This is a genomic window from Kribbella sp. NPDC020701 (genome assembly GCF_055562215.1).
On record NZ_JBVHFT010000004.1, the window covers coordinates 430,100 to 450,535 of the forward strand.

Annotated in this window: 20 protein-coding genes; 8 read left to right on the top strand and 12 right to left on the bottom strand. The window is 68.2% G+C overall.

All coding sequences use genetic code 11. The features are described from left to right. Positions 1-71 precede the first annotated feature (71 nt). Positions 72-1,547 carry an aminotransferase-like domain-containing protein gene (locus ACZ3HV_RS12255; protein WP_465683581.1) on the bottom strand — a complete coding sequence of 492 codons (1,476 nt, stop codon included), beginning with the start codon at positions 1,545-1,547 and terminating at the stop codon, positions 72-74. Positions 1,548-1,631: 84 nt separating this feature from the next. Between ACZ3HV_RS12255 and ACZ3HV_RS12260 the strand changes: the two genes are divergently transcribed. Next, positions 1,632-2,261 carry a LysE family translocator gene (locus ACZ3HV_RS12260; protein WP_465683584.1) on the top strand — a complete coding sequence of 210 codons (630 nt, stop codon included), beginning with the start codon at positions 1,632-1,634 and terminating at the stop codon, positions 2,259-2,261. Here ACZ3HV_RS12260 and ACZ3HV_RS12265 read toward each other — a convergent pair. Beyond that, a complete protein-coding gene (locus ACZ3HV_RS12265; RefSeq protein WP_465683586.1) occupies positions 2,219-4,228 on the bottom strand; it encodes an amylo-alpha-1,6-glucosidase in 2,010 nt (669 codons plus the stop codon). The two genes, ACZ3HV_RS12260 and ACZ3HV_RS12265, sit on opposite strands and share 43 nt — an antisense overlap. Positions 4,229-4,288: 60 nt before the next feature. Here ACZ3HV_RS12265 and ACZ3HV_RS12270 point away from each other — a divergent pair, with 60 nt between their 5' ends. The 5 genes from ACZ3HV_RS12270 (at position 4,289) to ACZ3HV_RS12290 (ending at position 8,998) form a co-directional block, all read left to right on the top strand. Next, on the top strand, positions 4,289-4,774 hold the full coding sequence (locus tag ACZ3HV_RS12270; protein WP_465683588.1) for a DUF456 domain-containing protein: 486 nt from the start codon (positions 4,289-4,291) through the stop codon (positions 4,772-4,774). Positions 4,775-4,884: 110 nt separating this feature from the next. Next, entirely contained in the window at positions 4,885-5,418 is a 534-nt protein-coding gene (locus ACZ3HV_RS12275) for a DUF5666 domain-containing protein (protein ID WP_360375377.1), read from the top strand. Between the two features lie 65 nt (positions 5,419-5,483). Beyond that, positions 5,484-6,185: a response regulator transcription factor gene (locus ACZ3HV_RS12280; protein WP_360375379.1), complete on the top strand. Its 702-nt coding sequence runs from the start codon at positions 5,484-5,486 to the stop codon at positions 6,183-6,185. After that, a complete protein-coding gene (locus ACZ3HV_RS12285) occupies positions 6,185-7,708 on the top strand; it encodes a sensor histidine kinase (RefSeq protein WP_465683591.1) in 1,524 nt (507 codons plus the stop codon). The genes ACZ3HV_RS12280 and ACZ3HV_RS12285 overlap by 1 nt, the downstream gene beginning before the upstream one ends. A gap of 552 nt (positions 7,709-8,260) precedes the next feature. Further along, complete coding sequence (locus tag ACZ3HV_RS12290; protein WP_465683593.1) at positions 8,261-8,998, top strand: VOC family protein; 738 nt, start codon at positions 8,261-8,263, stop codon at positions 8,996-8,998. Between the two features lie 9 nt (positions 8,999-9,007). On the opposite strand, the gene ppk2 is transcribed toward ACZ3HV_RS12290, so the two are convergent. After that, the gene (gene ppk2 / locus ACZ3HV_RS12295) at positions 9,008-9,916 is read right to left on the bottom strand and encodes a polyphosphate kinase 2 (RefSeq protein WP_465683595.1); all 909 of its coding nucleotides are present in this window, start codon (positions 9,914-9,916) and stop codon (positions 9,008-9,010) included. 199 nt (positions 9,917-10,115) lie between these two features. Between ppk2 and ACZ3HV_RS12300 the strand changes: the two genes are divergently transcribed. Further along, positions 10,116-10,925 (top strand): phosphotransferase, encoded by an 810-nt coding sequence (locus tag ACZ3HV_RS12300; RefSeq protein WP_465683597.1) that lies wholly within the window; start codon positions 10,116-10,118, stop codon positions 10,923-10,925. 60 nt (positions 10,926-10,985) lie between these two features. After that, complete coding sequence (locus ACZ3HV_RS12305; protein WP_465683599.1) at positions 10,986-11,717, top strand: TetR/AcrR family transcriptional regulator; 732 nt, start codon at positions 10,986-10,988, stop codon at positions 11,715-11,717. Positions 11,718-11,723: 6 nt separating this feature from the next. Here the strand turns inward: ACZ3HV_RS12305 and ACZ3HV_RS12310 are convergent, their stop codons facing one another. From ACZ3HV_RS12310 to ACZ3HV_RS12350, 9 genes are all read right to left on the bottom strand, one after another. After that, positions 11,724-12,779: a Gfo/Idh/MocA family protein gene (locus tag ACZ3HV_RS12310; protein ID WP_465683601.1), complete on the bottom strand. Its 1,056-nt coding sequence runs from the start codon at positions 12,777-12,779 to the stop codon at positions 11,724-11,726. 1 nt (position 12,780) lies between these two features. Beyond that, a complete protein-coding gene (locus ACZ3HV_RS12315) occupies positions 12,781-13,623 on the bottom strand; it encodes a sugar phosphate isomerase/epimerase family protein (protein WP_465683603.1) in 843 nt (280 codons plus the stop codon). Next, positions 13,620-14,759, bottom strand: a complete 1,140-nt coding sequence (locus tag ACZ3HV_RS12320) for an ROK family transcriptional regulator (protein WP_465683605.1) — start codon at positions 14,757-14,759, stop codon at positions 13,620-13,622. Before ACZ3HV_RS12320 ends, ACZ3HV_RS12315 begins: the two co-directional genes overlap by 4 nt. 77 nt (positions 14,760-14,836) lie before the next feature. Further along, on the bottom strand, positions 14,837-15,514 hold the full coding sequence (locus ACZ3HV_RS12325) for a YidC/Oxa1 family membrane protein insertase (protein WP_465683607.1): 678 nt from the start codon (positions 15,512-15,514) through the stop codon (positions 14,837-14,839). A gap of 45 nt (positions 15,515-15,559) precedes the next feature. Then, positions 15,560-15,832, bottom strand: coding sequence for a DUF6412 domain-containing protein (locus tag ACZ3HV_RS12330; RefSeq protein WP_465683609.1), 273 nt, complete (start codon positions 15,830-15,832; stop codon positions 15,560-15,562). Continuing rightward, complete coding sequence (locus ACZ3HV_RS12335) at positions 15,832-17,157, bottom strand: RNA polymerase sigma factor (RefSeq protein WP_465683611.1); 1,326 nt, start codon at positions 17,155-17,157, stop codon at positions 15,832-15,834. The genes ACZ3HV_RS12330 and ACZ3HV_RS12335 overlap by 1 nt, the downstream gene beginning before the upstream one ends. Positions 17,158-17,409: 252 nt before the next feature. Further along, on the bottom strand, positions 17,410-18,033 hold the full coding sequence (locus ACZ3HV_RS12340; RefSeq protein ID WP_360375403.1) for an HhH-GPD-type base excision DNA repair protein: 624 nt from the start codon (positions 18,031-18,033) through the stop codon (positions 17,410-17,412). A 1-nt stretch (position 18,034) separates the two neighbouring features. After that, positions 18,035-18,448 carry a universal stress protein gene (locus ACZ3HV_RS12345; RefSeq protein WP_355464225.1) on the bottom strand — a complete coding sequence of 138 codons (414 nt, stop codon included), beginning with the start codon at positions 18,446-18,448 and terminating at the stop codon, positions 18,035-18,037. Between the two features lie 445 nt (positions 18,449-18,893). Beyond that, a complete protein-coding gene (locus ACZ3HV_RS12350; protein ID WP_465683614.1) occupies positions 18,894-20,372 on the bottom strand; it encodes a glutamate-cysteine ligase family protein in 1,479 nt (492 codons plus the stop codon). Between the last annotated feature and the right edge of the window lie 64 nt (positions 20,373-20,436).

Consider the following 20,436-nt stretch of genomic DNA (forward strand, 5'->3'; position numbering starts at 1 on the left):
CGCCAACGGCGGCGCCAAAGTCATACAGGCTTCGGTGGCGGTCACCCGACAGGGTGGCCGCCATCCTTCATTTACACGACAGGTACGCCGGGCGCCGGACCATGCCGGCGCTGTTCGTGCCAGGCCCGGGCCAGCCGTGTGACCGCATCATCAAGCACTTGCTCTGAGTAGGCGAACGGAACCCTTAAGTAGTCGTCGTGGAAGCCTGTCGGATCCATCGCATGACCCGCCACCACCTCGACGCCGTGCCGCAACGCCACCTGGGCGAACACTCGTGCATCCGTCTCCGGCAGCCGGATCCACAGCGCCGATCCCCCGACGGGTGCGGACCATTCCCATTCGGGCAGTCGTTCGGTCAGCAACTGTCCCATCAACTTCTTCCGCACCGTCGACACCCCTGCCCGTTCAGCGGTCAGCTCCGCGAGCCGCGGCAGCAAGCGTGCGGTGAGGGCCTGATCGATCACCGGGCTTCCCAGGTCCGCCAGCGCCTTGTGCCTAGCCAGCCGTTCCGCGAGCGGTCGCGACGCACGGATCCACCCGATCCGCAGCCCACCCCACACCGCCTTCGACACCGATCCGATCGACAGGACCTCGGCTCCCTCCGGCGCGTACGCGGCCAATGGCGGCGGGATCGACGGACCGGCCGGGTCCCAGGCCGAGTACGCGTTGTCCTCGACCACGACGACACCGTGCCGCGCGGCGACTTCGGCGACCTGCCGTCGCCGGTTGGCCGACATCAGCCGGCCGGTCGGGTTGTGGAACGTCGGCATCACGAACAGCATCGCCGGCTGGTGCTCGGTGAACGCGGCCGTCAGCAGGTCGGGACGGATCCCGGCATCATCCAGCGGTACGCCGACCACCTGTCCGCCGGCCGCACCGAACAGATCGAAGCACCCCGGCCAACTGGGCTGCTCGATCGCCACCGCGGCACCGGTCCGCAGGTACATCTGCGTCACCAGCGCGATCGCCTGGTGCGCGCCCGTCGTGACCACGATCTCGTCCGGCGAGGTCGGCAGCCCGGACTCGGTGAAGTGCTCGGCGATCCGCTCCCGCAGGACGAGCAATCCGCGCGGGTGGTACCCGACGTCGTCGAGTAGTGCCGGGAGATCACCGGTCGCCAGGTCGATCAGTTCCTCGGCGAGTTCGGGCAGCCCGGGGTCGACGGCGTACGTGAGCGAGATGACCTCACCCGGGCCGACCGCGATCCGGTGGAACAACGAGTCGCCGTACCCGGTCGGCATTCGCTTGTCCGCTCGTGAACGACCACGTCCCGCCGATCGCGCGACCGTCGTACCGCTGCCGCGCCGGCTCTCGACGAGACCGCGGGCGCGGAGGTCGTCGTACGCCGCGACCACGGTGGAGCGACTGATCGCGAGGGACTCGGCGAGCCGGCGCTCGGCCGGGAGGCGGGCGCCGACCGGGAGCTCGGCCGAGCCGATCAGGGCCGCGATCTCGTCCGCCAGCCGACGGTACAGGCCGCCGGCGCGACCGGACAGCCGGTGGCCGATCAGGTGCGCCAGCGCCGCGGGGTCTCCAGAACGGTCCACTTCTCCTCGGATTGGCTCGGGTGGACTGCTTTTCGCGCCGCCAGGCTAGTACAAGGAAGCAGTCCAGTTCGAGGGAAAGGCGGGATGATGGGGATCGGGCAACTGCTGGGGTTCGCCGGCGCGACGGTGGTGCTGGTCGGAATGCCCGGCCCGAACAACGTCTACATCTCGCTGCGCAGCCTCACCCAAGGACGGCGTGCCGGAGTGGTCTCGGCACTGGCCATCGAGACCGGCACCATCGTCTACATCGTCGTCACCGCGCTCGGCCTCGCGACGCTGGTGAAGGCCTCCCCCACGTTGTTCACCGCGATCACCGTCGCCGGGGCGCTGTACCTGGCGTACCTCGGCCTCAGGCTCATTCGGACCCGGGCAGCCGAGCACTCCGGTGGAGTCCAAGCCGCACCACTCGGCCGGGTCTTCCGCGACGGCGTACTGGTGAATCTGCTCAACCCCAAGGCCGCATTGTTCTTCCTGGCGTTCCTTCCGCAGTTCACCACCCGTGATGCCGCACCGGACCAACTCCGCACCGAGATGCTGCTGCTCGGCGTCGGCGCGATGCTCATCGGCCTGGCGCTGGACCTCTGCTACGCCGTCGGCGCGGATGCGGTCGGCCGACGCTTCCGCTCGGCTCGTACGACCAGCCGCAGCCGCAACCTGGTCGTCGCCTCGATCTACCTCGGGCTGTCGGCGTTCGCACTCGTCAGCGCGTTCTGAGGTCCCTCCAGCACAGTGAGAACATCGTCCTCGACGCGCACGGACAGTACGTCGTCACCGAGCCGAAGCCCGGTGATCTCGAGAGCACGCCAGGGAGATTGCGCCGGATTCACCACCAGCGTCTCCCCCGGCACGTCCGGCTCGATGCCGAGTGAAGCGACGATCGCCGCGACCGCCGAAGCAGCGGCCCAGGCTTGCGGCCGGCACGACAACGGGTACGGCGTCGGCGTGTTCTCCTCTCCCGTACCGCGACCGCCGTACAACTCCGGAAGCCGGTAGTCGAAAGCTTCCGCGGCACGGATCAGGCCGTCCACGTACGACGACGCCACCGCCGCGTGACCGGTGGCGTACAGGCCCTGGATCGTCATCGCGGTGTCGTGCGGCCAGACGCTGCCGGTGTGATAGCCGAGCGGGTTGAACCGGGTCATTGCCGTGGACAACGTTCTCAGGCCGAAGCCGCTGTTCAGATCCGCGCCGGCCAGGACATCGGCGACCGTCTGCTCCTCGTCCGCGTCGAGCAGGCCGGTGCCGAGCAGGTGGCCCATGTTGGACGCGCGGCCGATCACCGGGTTCTTGGCGCCGTCGAGCGCGATGGCGGGATAGCCGTCGACCCAGAAGGCGCTCCGGAATCGCTCCTGCAACGCGGCCGCCCACTCGCGCCACTCGTCGCCGGACTCACCGTGCGCTTCGAGAAGCTCGGCTCCCTTGACCGCGGCCGCGTAGGCGTAGCCCTGCACCTCGCACAACGCGATCGGTGCGGTGGCGAGTGTTCCGTCGGGCCATTGCACGGCGTCGGCGGAGTCCTTCCAACCCTGGTTGGCCAGCCCGTGGCCGGACTCATCGACGTACTCGAGGAAGCCGTCGCCATCGGGATCGGCGGACTCCTTCATCCAGGTGAGCGCGCGACGGAGGTTCGGCAGGAGCTCGCGGACCTCGGCGGCGGGCATGCCCCAGCGCCAGGCCTTGTGGAGCGTGATGATCCAGAGCTGGGTCGCGTCGTGCGTGCCGTAGTACGCCGCCGGCAGGACGAGGCCGCCGCCGTGGTCCGCGACCTCGGCCCGCAGTTCGTGCGGGATCTTGCCGGGCTGTTCGGCGGACTCCGGATCGACCTTCGTGCCTTGCCAGGCGGCGAGCGCCCGGAGCGTGCCGGCGGCCAGACTGGGGTCGACCGGGATCAGCATGCCCGACGAGATCAAGGAGTCGCGGCCGAAGAGGGTGAGGTACCAGGGCGGGCCGGCGCCGAGGTAGCGGTCGTCACCGACAGCCAACTGCAGTGCCTGCACATCTTCCAGAGATCGGGTCAGCCAGCGCTCGACCCGTTTGTCGTCGCAGGTCAGCTCGACGGCGTACGGCGCCCTGTCCGCAGGCGGCTCGATCGAGAAGCCGGTGGCGGACTTCGGGAAGTCGGCGGTGACCCGCAGGGTCAGCGTGAACTCCTCCCCCGGCTCGACCCGCGGTGTCGCCGAGATGCCCGGGTCGGCGTTCACACTGACCCTGGTCTCGCCGCTCTCGAAGCGCATCCGGCGGGGACCTTCGGACAGCGGCGGCAGCTGCGGCAGGCTGGTCGCCGCGCCGCTGCGGACGGCCGCGGTGCCGGCGAGATCGGTGCCCAGGGCAACATCCAGCCGGCACTCGATCGGCACCCGGGAACGGTTCACCAGCGTGATCCGCTCGGTCAGCCCGTCGCTGTCCACCTCCCGTGTCCGGTACAGCATCACGGTCGGATCGTGCCGGGTGTCGCCGAGACCTTCGACCATCGCGACGTACTGATGGGCGGCCGCGCCGACCTCGACGGCGTGCACCGGGACCGGCTCGCGGCCGTCGACGGTGACGCTGAGCCGGGACAGGATGCGCCGGTCACGGGCGTACACCCCCTCGGCGCCGGAGCCGGTGAGCTGACCGGACCTCGGCGAGAGGACCACCCAGGGAGCAGCCAGTGCGGTAACCAGTTCGTGCAGCTGGGACATGCCTCCACCCTAAAGCCACGGATCGAGGCTTTAGGGCCTCGTTTGCGGCAGAGTGTGGGTGTGAACACCGTGGCGACCATCCTCGTCGGCGTGGCGATCTTCGCCGGCATCCTCGGCATCATCATCCCGATCCTGCCGGGCGCGATCCTGAGCCTGGCGGCGATCCTGGTCTGGGCGCTGGAGGAGCAGAGTGCGACCGGCTGGATCGTGCTCTCCGCCGCGATCGTGCTGATCGGGGCCAGCCAGGTGGTCAAGTACGTCGTACCCGAGCGCAAGCTCCGCGAGTCCGGCGTACCCCGGCGATCCATGCTCGTCGGAGTGGTGCTCGGGATCGTCGGGTTCTTCGTGATCCCGGTGGTCGGCATGTTCGTCGGTTTCCCGGTCGGGGTGTACCTGTCCGAGCGGCAGCGGCTGGGCGCCCACGCGCACGCGTGGACCTCGACCAAGCACGCGCTGCGCGCAACCGGTCTGTCGATCCTGATCGAGCTGATCGGCACCTCACTCGCCGCAGCGGTCTGGCTGACCGCCGTACTGTTCCTGGTCTGATTGCCAGGCTTTTCTCAGCCGCACCGGAGGCCTGTCTCAGGTCGGAGGGGCAGCGTGGAAAGAACCAGTGCCAGGTGATGGCCTGGCACCAAGTACGGAAGGCAGGCAGCATGAAGCTTTCAGAGAAGCGGTGGAGACTTCTCGGCACGGTGGCCGCGGTCGCCGTGACCACCACCGCCGGCGGGGTGGCCTGGGCGGCGAACAGCGCCGACCCGACGCCGTCCCCGTCCAACTCGCCCTCGGCCTCACCGTCGGCCCCGAACCAGCAGGGCCAGCCAGGTCCCGGCAAGGGCTTCGGGCACCGCGGCGAGTTCGGCCTCGGCGGGGCGCTGCACGGCGAGTTCGTGGTCCCGAAGGACGGCGGCGGGTACCAGACCGTCGCCACCCAGCGCGGCGAGGTGACCGCGGTCAGCAAGGATTCGATCACGGTGAAGAGCGAGGACGGCTACAGCCGCACCTACCAGGTCGCCGCCGAGACCTTGGTGAACTCGGCCCGGGACGGCATCGCGTCGATCAAGACCGGCAGCACCGTGTCGGTGAGCGCCGTCGTCGCGGACAACACCGCGACCGCGACGTCGATCAACGACGGCACGGCCCGCGACGCGGCCGGTCAGAAATGGGGGTTCAAGCACGGGCCCAGATGACGACTCACAGCTGATTGCCAGGAACCTTCCAGGGTTCACACGGATATCGGCGGCAGACTGAGGGCATGAGTCCGCACCTGCTGGTCGTCGACGACGAGCCGAACATCGTCGAGCTGCTGTCCGCGAGTCTGCGTTTCGCCGGGTACGACGTGACCACGGCGACCCATGGCGCCGAGGCGCTGCGCAAGGCCCGTGAGGTGGAGCCCGACCTGGTCGTTCTCGACGTGATGATGCCCGGTCTGGACGGGTTCGAGGTGGTCCGAAGGCTGCGCGGTGAGGACCGGCATGTGCCGGTGCTGTTCCTCACCGCTCGCGACGCGGTCGAGGACAAGGTCCTCGGCCTGCACACCGGTGGCGACGACTACGTCACCAAGCCGTTCAGTCTGGACGAGTTGGTCGCCCGGGTCCGCGCGCTGCTGCGCCGGTCCGGTCATCGTGAGCAGACCACCACCGAGGCCGCCGTACTGCGGTACGCCGATCTGGAACTGAACGAGGACAGCTACGAGGTCTTCAAGAGCGGCGAGGCGGTTCAGCTGTCGCTCACCGAGTTCAAGCTGCTGCGTTGCCTACTGGAGAACGCCGAACGAGTGATGTCGAAGGGCCAGATCCTCTCCGCGGTCTGGAACTACGACTTCGCCGGTGACGCCGGTGTGGTCGAGTCGTACATGTCCTACCTGCGCCGTAAGGTCGACACCGGCGACCAGAAGCTGCTCCACACCGTCCGCGGGGTCGGCTATGTCCTGCGCACCCCGCGAGGCCCCAACTGATGCAACCGACCCACCGGCGCTTCGCCGACCGGTACCCCCTCCGCGTCACCATCGTCGTCGTCCTGCTGACGTTGGTGGCGCTCGCTCTTGCCGCCTCCGGAGTCCTGGCCACCACGATCATGCGCGGCTACCTGATCGACCGCGTGGACGACCAGTTGCACCAGACCGCGATGCAGCTCCAGCACGTTCCGTTCGAGCGGCGTCCGCAGCCCCAGGGACCCGATGAGCAGCCGGCTCGACGGCCACTACCGAGTGAGTTCGTCGTGCAGTTCAACGACGCCGAGGGCACCAATGACGGCGGGCCGAGAAGTGCCCCGCTGGCCGAGACAGAGCCGCTGCCGAAGTTGCCGACGCTCAACCTCAACCAGATCCGGGCGCTGAACGGGAAGTCGTTCAACGTCGACGCCGTCTCCGGCGGTGCGACCTGGCGGGTAGTCGCAGTACCCACGGACAAGGGCAACGGCTCGGTGATGGTCGCTCAGAGCCTGAAGGACATGGACCACACGATCCAGCGCCTCGTCGGCATCCAGGTGGCCGCGGGCGTCATCCTCCTGGTGCTGCTGGCCGGCGTCGGGACCTACGTCGTACGGCGAAGTCTGCGTGGACTGGAGGACGTCGAGCACACCGCGGTCGCGATCGCCGGCGGGGATCTGAGCCGCCGGGTGCCGCAGCGCGATCCGCGGACCGAGGTCGGGCGGTTGTCGCTCGCGCTGAACCAGATGCTGGGGCAGATCGAGACCGCGTTCGCGCAGCGGACCGCGTCGGAGCTCGCGGCCAGGCGGTCCGAGGAAGCCGCTCGTCAATCCGAGGACGTCGCCCGCCAGTCCGAGGAGGCGGCGCGGCAGTCGGAGGACCGGATGCGCCGGTTCGTCGCGGACGCCTCGCACGAGCTGCGTACGCCGCTGACGTCCATCCGTGGATTCGCCGAGCTCACCCGGCAACGCGGCGACGCGGGCGACGCCGACACGATGCGGCGGATCGAGGACGAAGCGAAGCGGATGGGACTCCTCGTCGACGACCTGCTGTTGCTCGCGCGGCTCGACCAGCAGCGTCCGCTGAAGATGGAGCCGGTCGACCTTCTCCCCATCGCGGCCGACGCGTTGCACAACGCGCAGGCCGTGCAGCCGGGTCGCAACATCTCGCTGCGGATCCTGCCGGACTCGGAGGCGCCGGTGGTCGAGGGCGATGAAGCCCGCCTGCGCCAGGTGCTCGGAAACCTGGTCAGCAACGCGCTCCATCACACACCGCTCGAGGCCCCGATCACCGTGTCCGTCGGCACCCGCGGCGGCGAGGCGATCCTCGAGGTCAGCGACACCGGCCCCGGCCTGAGCGACGAGCAAAAGGCCCGCGTCTTCGAACGCTTCTACCGAGCCGACTCCGCCCGCACCCGCTCCACCGGCGGCTCCGGCCTCGGCCTCTCGATCGTCGCCGCCCTCGTAGCCGCCCACCGAGGCCGAGTCCTCGTCACCGACACACCCCCCACCGGCGCCACCTTCACCGTCCACCTACCCCTCACCACGTAGGTTCTTCCCAACGCGTGCTACGCACGCTCCCACCCACCCTCCGGCTTACCGCCGGGCCGGGCGGGCTGCCGCCCGCGATCGAGTGCCTCGCGCACCGCGGTGGGTCAGGCGACTGTGCTGACGCGTGCTGGGATGAGCCCACACGTGCTGCCCGCTGTCGTGCGCTCAACCATCCCCGGGCCGGCACACGCTCCGCGAGACGTTCCCCCCGTCGCCGACCGACAGCGACCCGTAGACCGGGGAGGGTTTTACCCCCGATTCGGCGAGAAACCCTCCCCCGTCCATCGTGAGTTCACAGCTCTGCGAACTCACCTGGAGCTGCTGCCTCGGGGTGTACCGGGCTGTGGCTCGGCGGTCCGGCTTGTCGCTGACTCCGCCCGCGCTGCGCAGGGTGTCGTCCTGCGGTCGGCTGGCTTAGCGCCGGCTCCGCCGGGCTGTTGTCGGCTGACATTGTCTTGTGGGATTGAGCACTCGAGGTGGCGGGCAGGTTGCTCTGGTGGGTGGTGGTATTTCGGTGGGTCGTGACACGGCGGTGTGCATAGGATCGCCGGCATGAGTACGCGGCTTGTGCAGGTGAACATCAAGGCTCGGGATGATTCCGCGCTCGGGGCGTTCTGGGCGGAGGCGCTCGGCTGGGGTGTTTCCAGCGAGGGTCCCGGCGTGACGAACCTCGAACCCGTGGGCTTCGTCTGGCCGGACCCCACCGCTGTCTGTGTCGATCTCGTCGTCGTCCCGGACGCGGAGACGGTGAAGTACCGGGTGCACCTCGATCTCGCCACCACCTCCACGGCCCATCAGGCGGAGTTGGTCGCGCGCCTCATAGAGCTTGGCGCGACGCCGGCCGACGTCGGGCAGGGCGACGTACCGTGGACGGTCCTGGCCGACCCGGAGGGCAACGTGTTCTGTGTGCTGGAGCCGCGCGAGATCTACCGGGACACCGGGCCGATCGCCGCGGTGGTGGTCGACTGCGCGGATCCGAGGGCGATGGCCCGGTTCTGGGCCGAGGCAGCGGACTTCACCCTGCACGAGGTGACCGACGATCACGCGAGGTTGCGTTCGGCCAAGGGTGTCGGGCCCTATCTGGAGTTCCTCCGTACGCCCGGTGAACCGGCCGTGTGGAACCACATCCATCTCGACGTCCTGCCGTACGACGGAGACGATCAAGCGGCCGAGGTGGCTCGGCTGCGGTCCCTCGGCGCCACCGACGTCGACCTCGGCCAGGGCGACGTGGCCTGGAAGATCCTGGCCGACCCAGAAGGCAACGACTTCTGCGTCCTCGCCCCACGCTGACCGAGAGCCCTACAGAGTCGGGAACACCCGGGTCGCTGATTCGCCGTGTTCCAGGACTTGGGCGGCTGGGCCGAGGATCTTGGGGTCGGGGGCGCCGACGAGTTCTACGTCTTTGTCGGTGTAGTCGTAGAGGCTGAGGACGTGGCGCATGGCTTCCAGGCGGGCGCGTTTCTTGTCGTTGCTCTTGACCACGGTCCAGGGGGCGTGCGGCGTGTCCGTGTAGTGGAACATCGCCTCCTTGGCCTCGGTGTAGTCGGCCCACTTGTCCAGCGACGCGAGGTCGGTCGGCGACAGCTTCCACTGCCGGACCGGGTCGATCTGCCGGATCGTGAAGCGGGTCTGCTGCTCGGCCTGTGACACCGAGAACCACAGCTTCACGAGCAGGATCCCTGAGCGGACCAGCATCCGCTCGAACTCCGGCGCCTGCCGCATGAACTCCTCGTACTGATCCTGCGAGCAGAAACCCATCACCCTCTCGACGCAGGCCCGGTTGTACCAGGACCGGTCGAACAGCACCATCTCCCCCGCGGCCGGCAGATGCTCGACGTACCGCTGGAGGTACCACTGGGTCTGCTCGCGGGCGGTCGGCTTCTCCAGCGCGACAATGCGCGCGCCGCGCGGGTTCAGGTGCTCCATGAACCGCTTGATCGTGCCGCCCTTGCCGGCCGCGTCGCGTCCCTCGAACACGATCACCAGCTTCTGCTGCGACCGCTTCACCCAGTACTGCAGCTTGAGCAACTCGATCTGCAGCAGCCGCTTGTCCCGGTCGTAGATCTCCCGCGGCAGCCGTTCGCCGTACGGATAACCCTCGCGCCAGGTGTCGACCGGCGTACCGTCGGCGCGCAGCAGCACGGGGTCGTCGTCCTCCTCGTCGACGACGCGGAAGCCGAGCTCTCGAACCAGATCGGGGGTGCTCATCGACGTCCTCGCTTCGCTCCGGGCGCCGATGAGACACAAGGTGCCCGGTGCCTTTTGATGACCTCGCTGCGCTCGCTCATGAGCCCAAGACTCAACTCCAACGATGACGTCCAGGTGAACAACTCATCCGGGTAATTCAGTGAGAGTCCAACGGACGCGAGCCCTAGGATCAAGAGTTCACGCACTGAAATGAGGCTTTGTGATCGACGAAGGTGAAGAGATTCCGCTGACCGGCGGTGACGTGACCGAGGGTTTGGTCCGCGTCGGCGACACCGTACGGCGGCCGCCCGGTGAGCGCGCCGAACTCGTCCGGGAGGTGTTGCTGCACCTCGAGTCGGTCGGGTTCGACGGTGCGCCACGGTTCCTGGGCATCGACTCCGCCGGGCGTCACGCGCTCACCTACATCGAAGGCGAGGTCGCCGGCCGGCCACGCCCCGACTGGATCGCGGACGAGGAGCGGATGCTCTCGGTCGCCCGCCTGATTCGCGCGTACCACGACGCCGTCGAAGGATTCGGGATCCCGACGGACCTGCCGCCGCCGATCGAGCCGCCCGGTCTGCCGGAACTCGCCGATCCGCCGGAGCTCGTCGGGCACCAGGACATCACACCGGAGAACGTGATCTTCCGCGACGGGCGCGCGTACGCGTTGATCGACTTCGACCTCGCCCGCCCGGCCAGCCGTGCCCGCGAGCTCGTCAACCTGATGCTGTGGTGGGCGCCGTTCGGCGCGGACGCCGACCTCGACCCCGCGATGCGCGGTCTGGATCGCCATCGGCGGTGCCGGCTGATCGCTGATGCGTACGGCCTCTCCCTGGAGGACCGCAAGCGGCTGATGGGACTGGCGATCGGGCTGGGCGAGCGGGGCTGGTACGTCATGAAGTACCGGGCGGAGACCCTCGGCGGCGGCTGGCAGCGGATGTGGAGCGAGGGAGTCGGCGACCAGATCAAGCACCGCCAGATCTGGCTCAAGGAGAACGCCGACTCCCTCACCACCGCCCTGATCAGCTGAGCCCAATTGAACGCTGGTCAGGTCCTGCACGGTGTTCAAGGAATGGCTACGGTAAGGCGTATGGCGACCGAGGAGTACTCATCTGTCTGGACGCGACCCAAGCGCGGGCGCCGGCGGGCGCAGCCGGCGCTCAGTCAGGAGCAGATCGTGGCCGAGGCGATCAAGTTGCTGGACGCCGACGGGCTCCAGGCGCTGACGATGCGCAAACTCGGTGCCGCGCTCGGCGCGGTGGCGACCGCCGTCTACTGGCACGTCGCGAACAAGGACGAGCTGATCGAGCTCGTCGTCGACGAGGTGTACGCCGAGATCGAGGTGCCTGAGGTCTCCGATCCGGCCGAGTGGCGGACGGCGGCAGAAGCGTCCGCGCGGAGCCTCCGGGCGATGATCGTGCGCCACCCATGGGTCGCCCAGACCCTGTCCGACGTCGGGATGAACTACCTCGGCCCGAACCTCATGCGTGTCTCGGACGACATGCTGGGCACCTACCTGACCGCAGGCTTCGATCTGATCGAGGCCGATAACGCCTGCAAGACGGTGCTCGGATACGTCATCGGCATCGCCTCGGTCGGGGCCGCGACGATCAGCAAGCTGCGGCGCAGCGGCAAGGACATGGCCGCGTGGCAGGCGGCGGCGTGGCCGGCGGCGGTGCGGGCCGCCGAGCCGTACGCGCGGATGCGCGCGCTGTACGCCGCGTATGGAGAAGCGGACCTGGTCGAAGGGTCCGAGGACTCCTTCAGCTACGGGCTCAACCGGATCCTCGACGGACTCGAGGCCCGGTTGGCCCGCAACTGACCACGGTCACCGCTTGATGGTCACCTCGGACCCGATCCGGGCGGACTCGTAGATCGCCGACAGGATGCGAGCCATCTCGAGGCCCTGTTCGGCGGTGGCGTCGGCCGGGATCTCCCGGCGGCAGATCTGCAGGAAGTGATCGATCTGGTTCGCGAACCCGACGGCGAAGTCGAAGCCGAGCGAGTCGATCTGCGGCTGGATGTGCAACAGCGTGTCGTGCCGCTCGGTGATCATCAGCAGCTCGGGCTCGATCTCCGCGCCGCCCTTGTCACCGTGGATCTTCACACTCGTCGAGTTCCGCGCGTGCAGCGAGTACGACGTGTCCACGTCGAGAACCGCCCCGTTCTCGAACCGGACCTGCGCGGTCGCGTAGTCCTCGACGTTGTTCACCCGCGTCTCGGACGCGGCCCGGTACCGGGTCAGGTGCTGGATGTTGTCCCGGGCACCCAGCGTCGAGAACGTCACCCCCGACACCGAGACCGCGGTCGGCATGCCCATCAGGTACCAGCACAGGTCGATGATGTGGACACCCAGGTCGATCAGCGGGCCGCCACCGGAGATGTCGACGTCGCCGAACCAGCCACCGGGGTTGCCGGCCGCACGGATGATCGTGGCCCGCGCGGCGTAGATGTCGCCGAACTCACCCTCGTCCAGGAAACGCTTGGTCACCAGGGCGTTCGGGGCGAACCGCCGTACGTAGCCGATCTGCAGCGCCTGCCCGGTCTCCTGGGTCGCCCGGACCAGCGACTCGGCCTCGGCGACCGTCACGGACATCGGCTTCTCGACCAGCACGTCCTTGCCGGCTCGCAGCGCCGCCTCCGCGATCTTGGCGTGCAGGAGGTTCGGCACGCAGATGCTGACGGCATCGACACCGGGGTCGGCCAGCACCTCGTCGACGACATCCGTTGCCCGCGGTACGCCGAACTTGTCGGCCTGCGCCTTGGCCCGCGTCTGGTCGATGTCGCAAACGGCCACCAGTTCGGCCTGGGGGTTCTTCTGGTACGAGATCAGGTGCTGGGTCGCGATCGCGCCCACACCGATGACAGCAATTCGGGTCGTCATGTCAGGCAGCTCCTGCCAGTCTGAGGATGTTGTTGAGCGAGCGCTCGATGGCGTCCGGAGTCGACTCCAGACCCTCGAACTCGAGGCTCACCGGTACGTCGGGCTTGGTGCTGACCAGTGCCAGCAGGCCGGCCAGGTCCAGGTCTCCGTGTCCCGAGATCGTGCCGAGCAGGTAGTCGCCGGCCAGCGTCTTCAGCCAGCCGTCGCCCGCCGACCGGCGGATGTGGAAGTCCTTCACGCCCACCGAGGCCGCGATGTCGATCAGTCCGGCGGCCGTCTTGCCGGGCACCTCGCCGACGCAGAGTCCGTTGCCGAGGTCCAGCGTGACCCGGAAGTTCGGGCGATCCACGGCGTGCACGAGCCGGGCCAGCCGGTCGCTGCCGTTCATGAAGAAGCCGTGGTTCTCGATCGTCGAGACGATGCCCAGCTCCGCGGCGTGATCCGCCACGGCCCGGCAGCCCTCGACAACCTGCGCGAACGTCGACTCGAACTCCCCCGGATCCTGCTCACGCCACGCCCACGGGGCGACGTCGTGGCGGAAGATGCGAGCCCCGAACCGGTGCGCGACATCCAGTTGCCGGCGAAGGCGGTCGATCTCCTTGTCCTCCGCCGTCCGCAGGTCGCCGCTGACCAGGTAGTTCACGATCGGTACGCCGACGTCGCTCGCGTGCGCGGCCGTATCGCGCACCACGGCGTCGTTCTCCAGGTAGTACTCCCCGTCCATGGCCGCGATCTCCAGATGTCCCGCGGGTGATGCCGCGACCCAATCCAGGACAGCGATCAGGTCCATCTCACCGCTGGCCATGAGCGAGCGGAAGCAGTACGAGCTGACTCCTAGCTTCACTGGGTGGTCCTCTCCACGTCGTGAGTGATCTGGCGCCACGGACTCGGGTAGTCGTGGACGCCGTAGATGCTTGAACCGAACTGGTCGAACGCATTGCCGACCGCCCCGAGCACCACTGCCTCATGACCCAGGGCCGAGGCGACGAACGGTGGACGCTCCGGGAAGAGCAACTCCCTCTCGACCGCGGCCTCGAGGGGACGAAGCAGCTCGTCGCTGTCCTGCGCCGGCCCACCCCGCACGACCACGACCTCGGGATCGACGACGAGCAGCACGGTGGCGATGCGCCCGGCGATCTGCCGGCAGAAATCCGCGATCTCGGCTCGAGCGTCCGGATCGCCGGCAGCCGCCGCCCGCACTACGGCCTCACTGGTCGGGTGTGACGTCCAGACCAAGTGACCCCGCTGCGCGTTCCGCGTCCAGCGCATGCCGCGTTGTGCTCCGAGCTCCCCGGCGAGGCGGTGACGTCCTTGCCGGATGACTCCGTTCAGGACGATCGACACGGACAGCCGACGACCGATCTGGAGATAGACGACATCGGAGTACCCGCGGCCGGCGCCGCCGCGCTGCTCGGCAAGTGCCGCCAGCTTGATGTCGTTGTCGATGGCAACTGGCCGCCCGAGGTCCTGTGACACCTCGTCCGCGATCGGCAGGCCGACCAGCTCGGGCAGCGCGAGACTGGCGCGCAGGTGGCCGTTCGTTTCGATCACCCCGGGCAGCGCCACGCCGACCGCCCGAAGTCGCTGGAGGTCGATCGAGTTCTCGTCCGCGGCGGCCTGGACCGCGCGCTGGATCACCGAGACGCCGGCGCGCCGGTCCGGCTTCAGCTCGGTGTAGCCGATCCGGCGGCCGGACAGGTCGCAGATGATGGCCCGCGCCCCACGCGGTCCGAGGTCGACGCCGGCCACCAGCCCAGCCTCCCGGGCGAACCGGAACGCCCGCGCCGGCCGCCCCGGCCCGACCGTTGACGGGTCGGTGGCCTCGACCAGGCCGGCCACCAGGAGATCGTCGAGAACGGCGTGCACCGTGGGCCGCGACAGTCCGGTCTCCGCACTGATGACCCCGACCGTTTGCGCGCTGTCGGTGTCGGCCAGAACGCGCAGGCAGGCGACCTGATTCGCCGTTCGTACGGCGTCCATCGGCCTCCCATCGCGGTTATGCAACCGGCTTTATTAAAGACGGTAGCAGAATGATCCGGTGCGCGGCAACGGCTAGTTCACCGTTGCAGGATGGTGCGTTCGGCGACCGTCCAGGCGGTGGTGGTGAGCAGGTAGAGGCCGGCGGCGAGCGGGAGGAACGACGCGCTGAGCAGCGTGCCGAAAGGCAGCAGCTGGGCGAGGCGCCGGGACAGCGGTGTGGCCGTCTCGTCCAGTTGACGCAGTGCGAGGCGCGCCGAGAACCAGGCCACCACTGCCAGCAGGACGGCGAGTACGACGAACGCCGGGGTGCCAGTGAGGATGGGCCAGTGCAGGCCGAGCGGTGCGCCGAGGAGGCTGCCGCTGATCAACTGGTTCGACTCCCCCGCCACGACCGCGCGGGAGAACAGCATGTACATCAGCCAGAAGAACGGCAGTTGCGCGAGCGTCGGCAGGAACCCGGCGAAGAGCGTCGTACCCGACTCCGCCTGCAGCTTCGCGACCTCGCGCTGAAGCCGCTCCGGATCGCCACGGTGACGGTCACTGAGCTTCTTCAGCTCGGGTACCAACTGAGCGCGGGCACGCAACCCGCGATGGGCCCGCAGGCTGAGCGGAACGAGACACAACCGTACGGCGAGGGTGCACAGGACGATCGCGATCACAGCGGCGTAACTGCCGGTGAGCGGCTGAATGGCGGTGACGAGGGACGTGAGCAAGTGATAGGCACCGGCGACCGGTGCCTCCAAGAAGGAAGGCACTGCGAAACTCCACGAGTGAGAAGGAACGGGTAGCGAGGTGGAGCGCTACCGTCCCGGTGCTCGTGGACGTGGCCGGCCGGCGGCGTCAGGGTCGCACAGCCGGAGGAAGACGGTCTGCTCGGCGCGGTCGCGGACCGAGGCCGCCCGCGCGAGGAGTGGGGTGGCCGCGGGCGCCGACGAGCGCGCGACCAGGACAAGCATGAACAGCAAGGCCGCCGCCGTGAACACGGCGGCGGCCACAGAGGCTGTGTCGGTGACAATCCAGGGGGCAGGGACCAGCAGCGCGAGCACGCCGGCGATCGCCTGACCCATGGTCATCAGTCCAGGTAATCCCGCAGGACCTGCGAGCGGGACGGGTGCCGCAGCTTCGACATCGTCTTCGACTCGATCTGCCGGATCCGCTCCCGGGTCACGCCGTACACCTTGCCGATCTCGTCCAGCGTCTTCGGCTGGCCGTCGGTCAGGCCGAACCGCATCGAGACCACACCGGCCTCGCGCTCGGACAGCGTGTCGAGCACGGCGTGCAGTTGCTCCTGCAGCAGCGTGAACGAGACCGCCTCGGCCGGCACGATCGCCTCGGAGTCCTCGATCAGGTCGCCGAACTCGGAGTCGCCGTCCTCACCGAGTGGAGTGTGCAGCGAGATCGGCTCGCGACCGTACTTCTGCACCTCGATGACCTTCTCCGGGGTCATGTCGAGCTCCTTGGCGAGCTCTTCCGGAGTGGGTTCGCGACCGAGGTCCTGCAGCATCTGCCGCTGGACCCGGGCCAGCTTGTTGATGACCTCGACCATGTGCACCGGAATACGAATCGTCCGGGCCTGGTCGGCCATCGCGCGGGTGATCGCCTGCCGGATCCACCAGGTGGCGTACGTCGAGAACTTGTAGCCCTTGGTGTAGTCGAACTTCTCCACCGCGCGGATCAGACCGAGGTTGCCCTCCTGGATCAGGTCCAGGAACAGCATGCCGCGGCCGGTGTAGCGCTTGGCCAACGACACCACCAGGCGCAGGTTGGCCTCGAGCAGGTGGTTCTTCGCCCGGCGGCCGTCCTCGGAGATCCAGTCGTACTCGTCGCGGACCTTCTCCTTCAGCTTGTTCGCCTCGTCACCGATCTGCTCCTCGGCGAACAGGCCGGCCTCGATCCGCTTCGCGAGCTCGACCTCCTGCTCGGCGTTCAGCAGCGGGACCTTGCCGATCTGCTTCAGGTAGTCCTTGACCGGGTCCGCGGTGGCGCCGGCCACCATCACCTGCTGCTCGGGCTCGTCGGTCTCGTCGGCCTCGGAGACGACGAAGCCCTCGTCCTCGGTGAGCTCCTTCTCCAGCGGCTTCACCGCGTCGGGGCTGAAGTCCGCCTCGTCCACTTCGTCCAGCGCGCGGGGCTTGCCGGTCTTCGGGTCGATCGCCAGACCCGCCTCGGAAACAGCGGCCTTCTTCGCCGGCGCCTTCTTGGCGGCGGCCTTCTTCGCGGCGGGGATACCGTCCTCCTTGGTGCTGGCGGCAGACTTAACCGCGGCCTTCTTCACGGCCGCCTTCTTGGCAGCGGGCTCGGTCACTCGGGCGCTGGTCCTCGGAGCCGTGCTGCGGGCGGTGGCGGCCACGGCCCGGGCTGACTCGGCGGGAAGATTCTCGGACGAGCTGGACGACACGAATTACCTCTCGTCTGACGCAGGGTTTGTACGGCGGTACGTTGTGATGGTGCTGGTGGTGCCATGTTCTGGATATGACTCAGTGTGCGCTGCTCGCTGGTCAGGCGGCGGCAACACTACATTGTAATCCGCGAACCAAGCCCACGCCTCGCGCGACCCCCCGAACGACATGCTCAGGCCTCCACCGTACGGGCGTTCCCGCACCGGTAGAGGCCTGCGCACGTCAGCGAGTTCCTGCGCCGTCGGTCGTCCTCACCCGTTGCGGGTCTGCCGCAGCGGCCCCCGGGCCACGACCCGCTGCCGGACCAGCTGTTGTTCTTGTTTGAACTGCCGCACCCGCACCAGCGAGGCGACGTCGATCACGTCCGCGACAGACTTGTACGCGCCGTCCTCGCCGTACGGCTCGGACGCCTCGCGCCAGCCGCGCGGGCGGACCTTGAGCTGCTTCCCGAGCAACGCGACGAAGATCTTGGCCTTCTGCGCGCCGAAGCCCGGCAGGGCCGACAGCCTGGCCAGCAGATCGTCCCCTGACTTGACATCGGACCAGAGCCCCGAAGCGTTACCGCCGTACGCCTCGTCGAGGTGCTTGGCCAGGGTCTGGATCCGCGCGGCCATCGCGGTCGGGAACCGGTGCACGGCCGGCGGGCCGGCCACCACCTCCACGAACGCGTCCGGGTCGTAGTGCGCGACAGTGGCCGGGTCGAACGGCCCGTCCATCCGCTTGGCGATCGAGACCGGGCCCGCGAACGCCCGCTCCATCGGAATCTGCTGGTCCAGCAACATCCCCACCAGCAGGGCGAACGGATCTCTGCTCAGCATCTCGTCGGCGTCAGGCTGCTGTGCCAGGCACAGCTTCTTGCTGCGTGTCGAAGTCACCTCACTCCTCCCCTTCTTCGGCCTTCACAGCCAGCACGGGACACGGGGCATCGAGCAGCACCCGCTGCGCGTTGCTGCCGAGGATGAGCTTTCCGACCGGGGACCGGCGGCGCAGGCCGATCACGATGAACTCCGCGTGCACCTGCTCGGCGACGGCCACCAGGTCCTCCGCCGGATCGAGTCCACGCACCAGTTGCCGCACTTCGTAGGGCACGCCGGTCGAGTCGAGCTGCTCCCGTACTTCGGTCAGTGCGGCATCACTCGCCGCGGCCTCGTCACTGTCGAAGCTGCGTCCGCCCCGATGCGAGTTCACCACCACCAGCTTGGCATCTCGAAGCGTTGCTTCTTCCGCCGCCCGCCGAAGGGCCGCACGGCCCTCCGCCTTCGGCACGTAACCCACGACGATGGTTGTCATCGCCCTGCCTCACCTCCGGGTGTCGTGTCGACCCGTTCCGAACGATACTGCTCCCGACCGTGGTCGGCATCCGCAGCGTTTACACCTGTTGTGTCGCGGCGGACGCGGTCGGCTGATCGTCGCGCGGGTAGTACTCCACCACCGCCCCAGCCACCGTTGTGGCAGCCACGCCGGTGCCCGAGTACTACCCGCGACGGAACTCTCTAACCTTCCGGTGGCCACACCTTTGCAGGGCTGTCACCCAACGCGCCACCCCTGTAGTCCGGGTCGTTATCGAACTCGTACACCCAGTTGCCCTGGGCAAGGTCGCAAGGTTCCACCCGAGGGACCCCAGTTCCGTCCCCGCAACCCCCGCCCAGCCAGGCGAGGCGTGCCCCGAACACTCCCGCCGAGCGAAGCAAGGTGGGCTTTTCTTGTCCTTCGTTGTCGTAAATAACTAACCGGTTCAGTCCACGGGCCACTCGTGCACGGGAGTGTTCTCGTGCATGTGATCGCGGTATCTACGCAGCATCCCGCGCAACGCGTCGCGTCGTCCGTGCGATCCCTTTGTATACAGTCGATGAAACTCATCCGCCTGCCATGACGCACCGTTGCGGTTCATCAGGCAGCGCTGCTCGATGATCCCCAGCAGCCGATCACGCACCGCGGCGTCGACGCCCCACGCGTCGAGACCCCGGGAAGCCAATGGCAGAAGGCGTCTTAGCACAAGCTCGGTCGCCCGCGCCGTACCGACACCCGGCCAGAACACCTCGGCGTCGATCCCGTTCTTGGCCGCGTTGTGGAAGTTCTCTTCCGCGGCGCTGAAAGACATCTGCGACCAGATCGGCCGTTCGTCGTCGGCCAGCGCCCTGACCAGACCGAAGTAGAAGGCGCCGTTCGCGATCGTGTCGACGACTGTCGGCCCGGCCGGCAGCACACGATTCTCGACGCGCAGATGCGGCTTCTCCCGGACAACGTCGTACACGGGCCGGTTCCAGCGATAGATCGTCCCGTTGTGCAGCCGCAACTCCGAAAGTGCCGGCGTGTCACCGCGGTCGAGGACCGCGATCGGATCCTCGTCGGAGGTGACCGGCAGCAGGGCCGGGTAGTACCGCGAGTTCTCCTCGAAGAGGTCGAAGATCGAGGTGATCCAACGTTCACCGAACCACACCCGCGGCCGCACGCCCTGCGTCTTCAGCTCGTGGGTCCGGGTGTCGGCGGCCTGCTCGAACAACGCGATCCGGGTTTCCCGCAGGAGCTCCTTGCCGAACAGGAACGGCGAGTTCGCACCGACGGCGAGCTGTACGCCGGAGATCGCCTGCGCCGCGTTCCAGTATCGCGGGAACGCCTCCGGGGTGACCTGGAGATGGAACTGCGTCGACGTACACGCGGCCTCGGGCACGATGCTGTCCGCGGTGACCTGCAACCGCTCGATCCCGTCGATGTGGATCTGCACGTCCTCACCCCGCGCGGCGAAGATCTGGTCGTTGAGCAAGGCATAGCGCGGGTTCGTGCTGAGTGCCTCGCGATGGATGTGCTCGGTGAGCAGCGTCGGCAGGATGCCGACCACGACCATCGACGAACCGGTCCGGGACGCCTTCTCCTCGGCCGCGTTCAGGCTGTCGCGGATGTTGGACTCCATCGTGTCCAGCCCGATGCCGTCGATCTGCCCGGGCGGCACGTTGATCTCGATGTTGAACTGGCCGAGCTCGGTCTGGAACGCGTCGTCCTCGATCGCGCTCAGCACCTCGGAGTTCTTCATCGCCGGGTCGCACTGTTCGTCGACCAGGTTCAGCTCGATCTCGATCCCCGTCATCGGCCGGTCGGGGGCGAACCGGGCCTCGCGCAGCATCCGCGCGAAGGCATCCAGATTGCGATGGACCTGATTGCGAAAAGCGGTCCGGTCTGCCCGGGTGAACTCGACCCGGTCGACTTCCTCACCCATTGCGCCTCCCCTGCTGGCTACTGGCCTCAGTGTGCCTGAAGGTGCCCACTCGTGGGGTACGCAA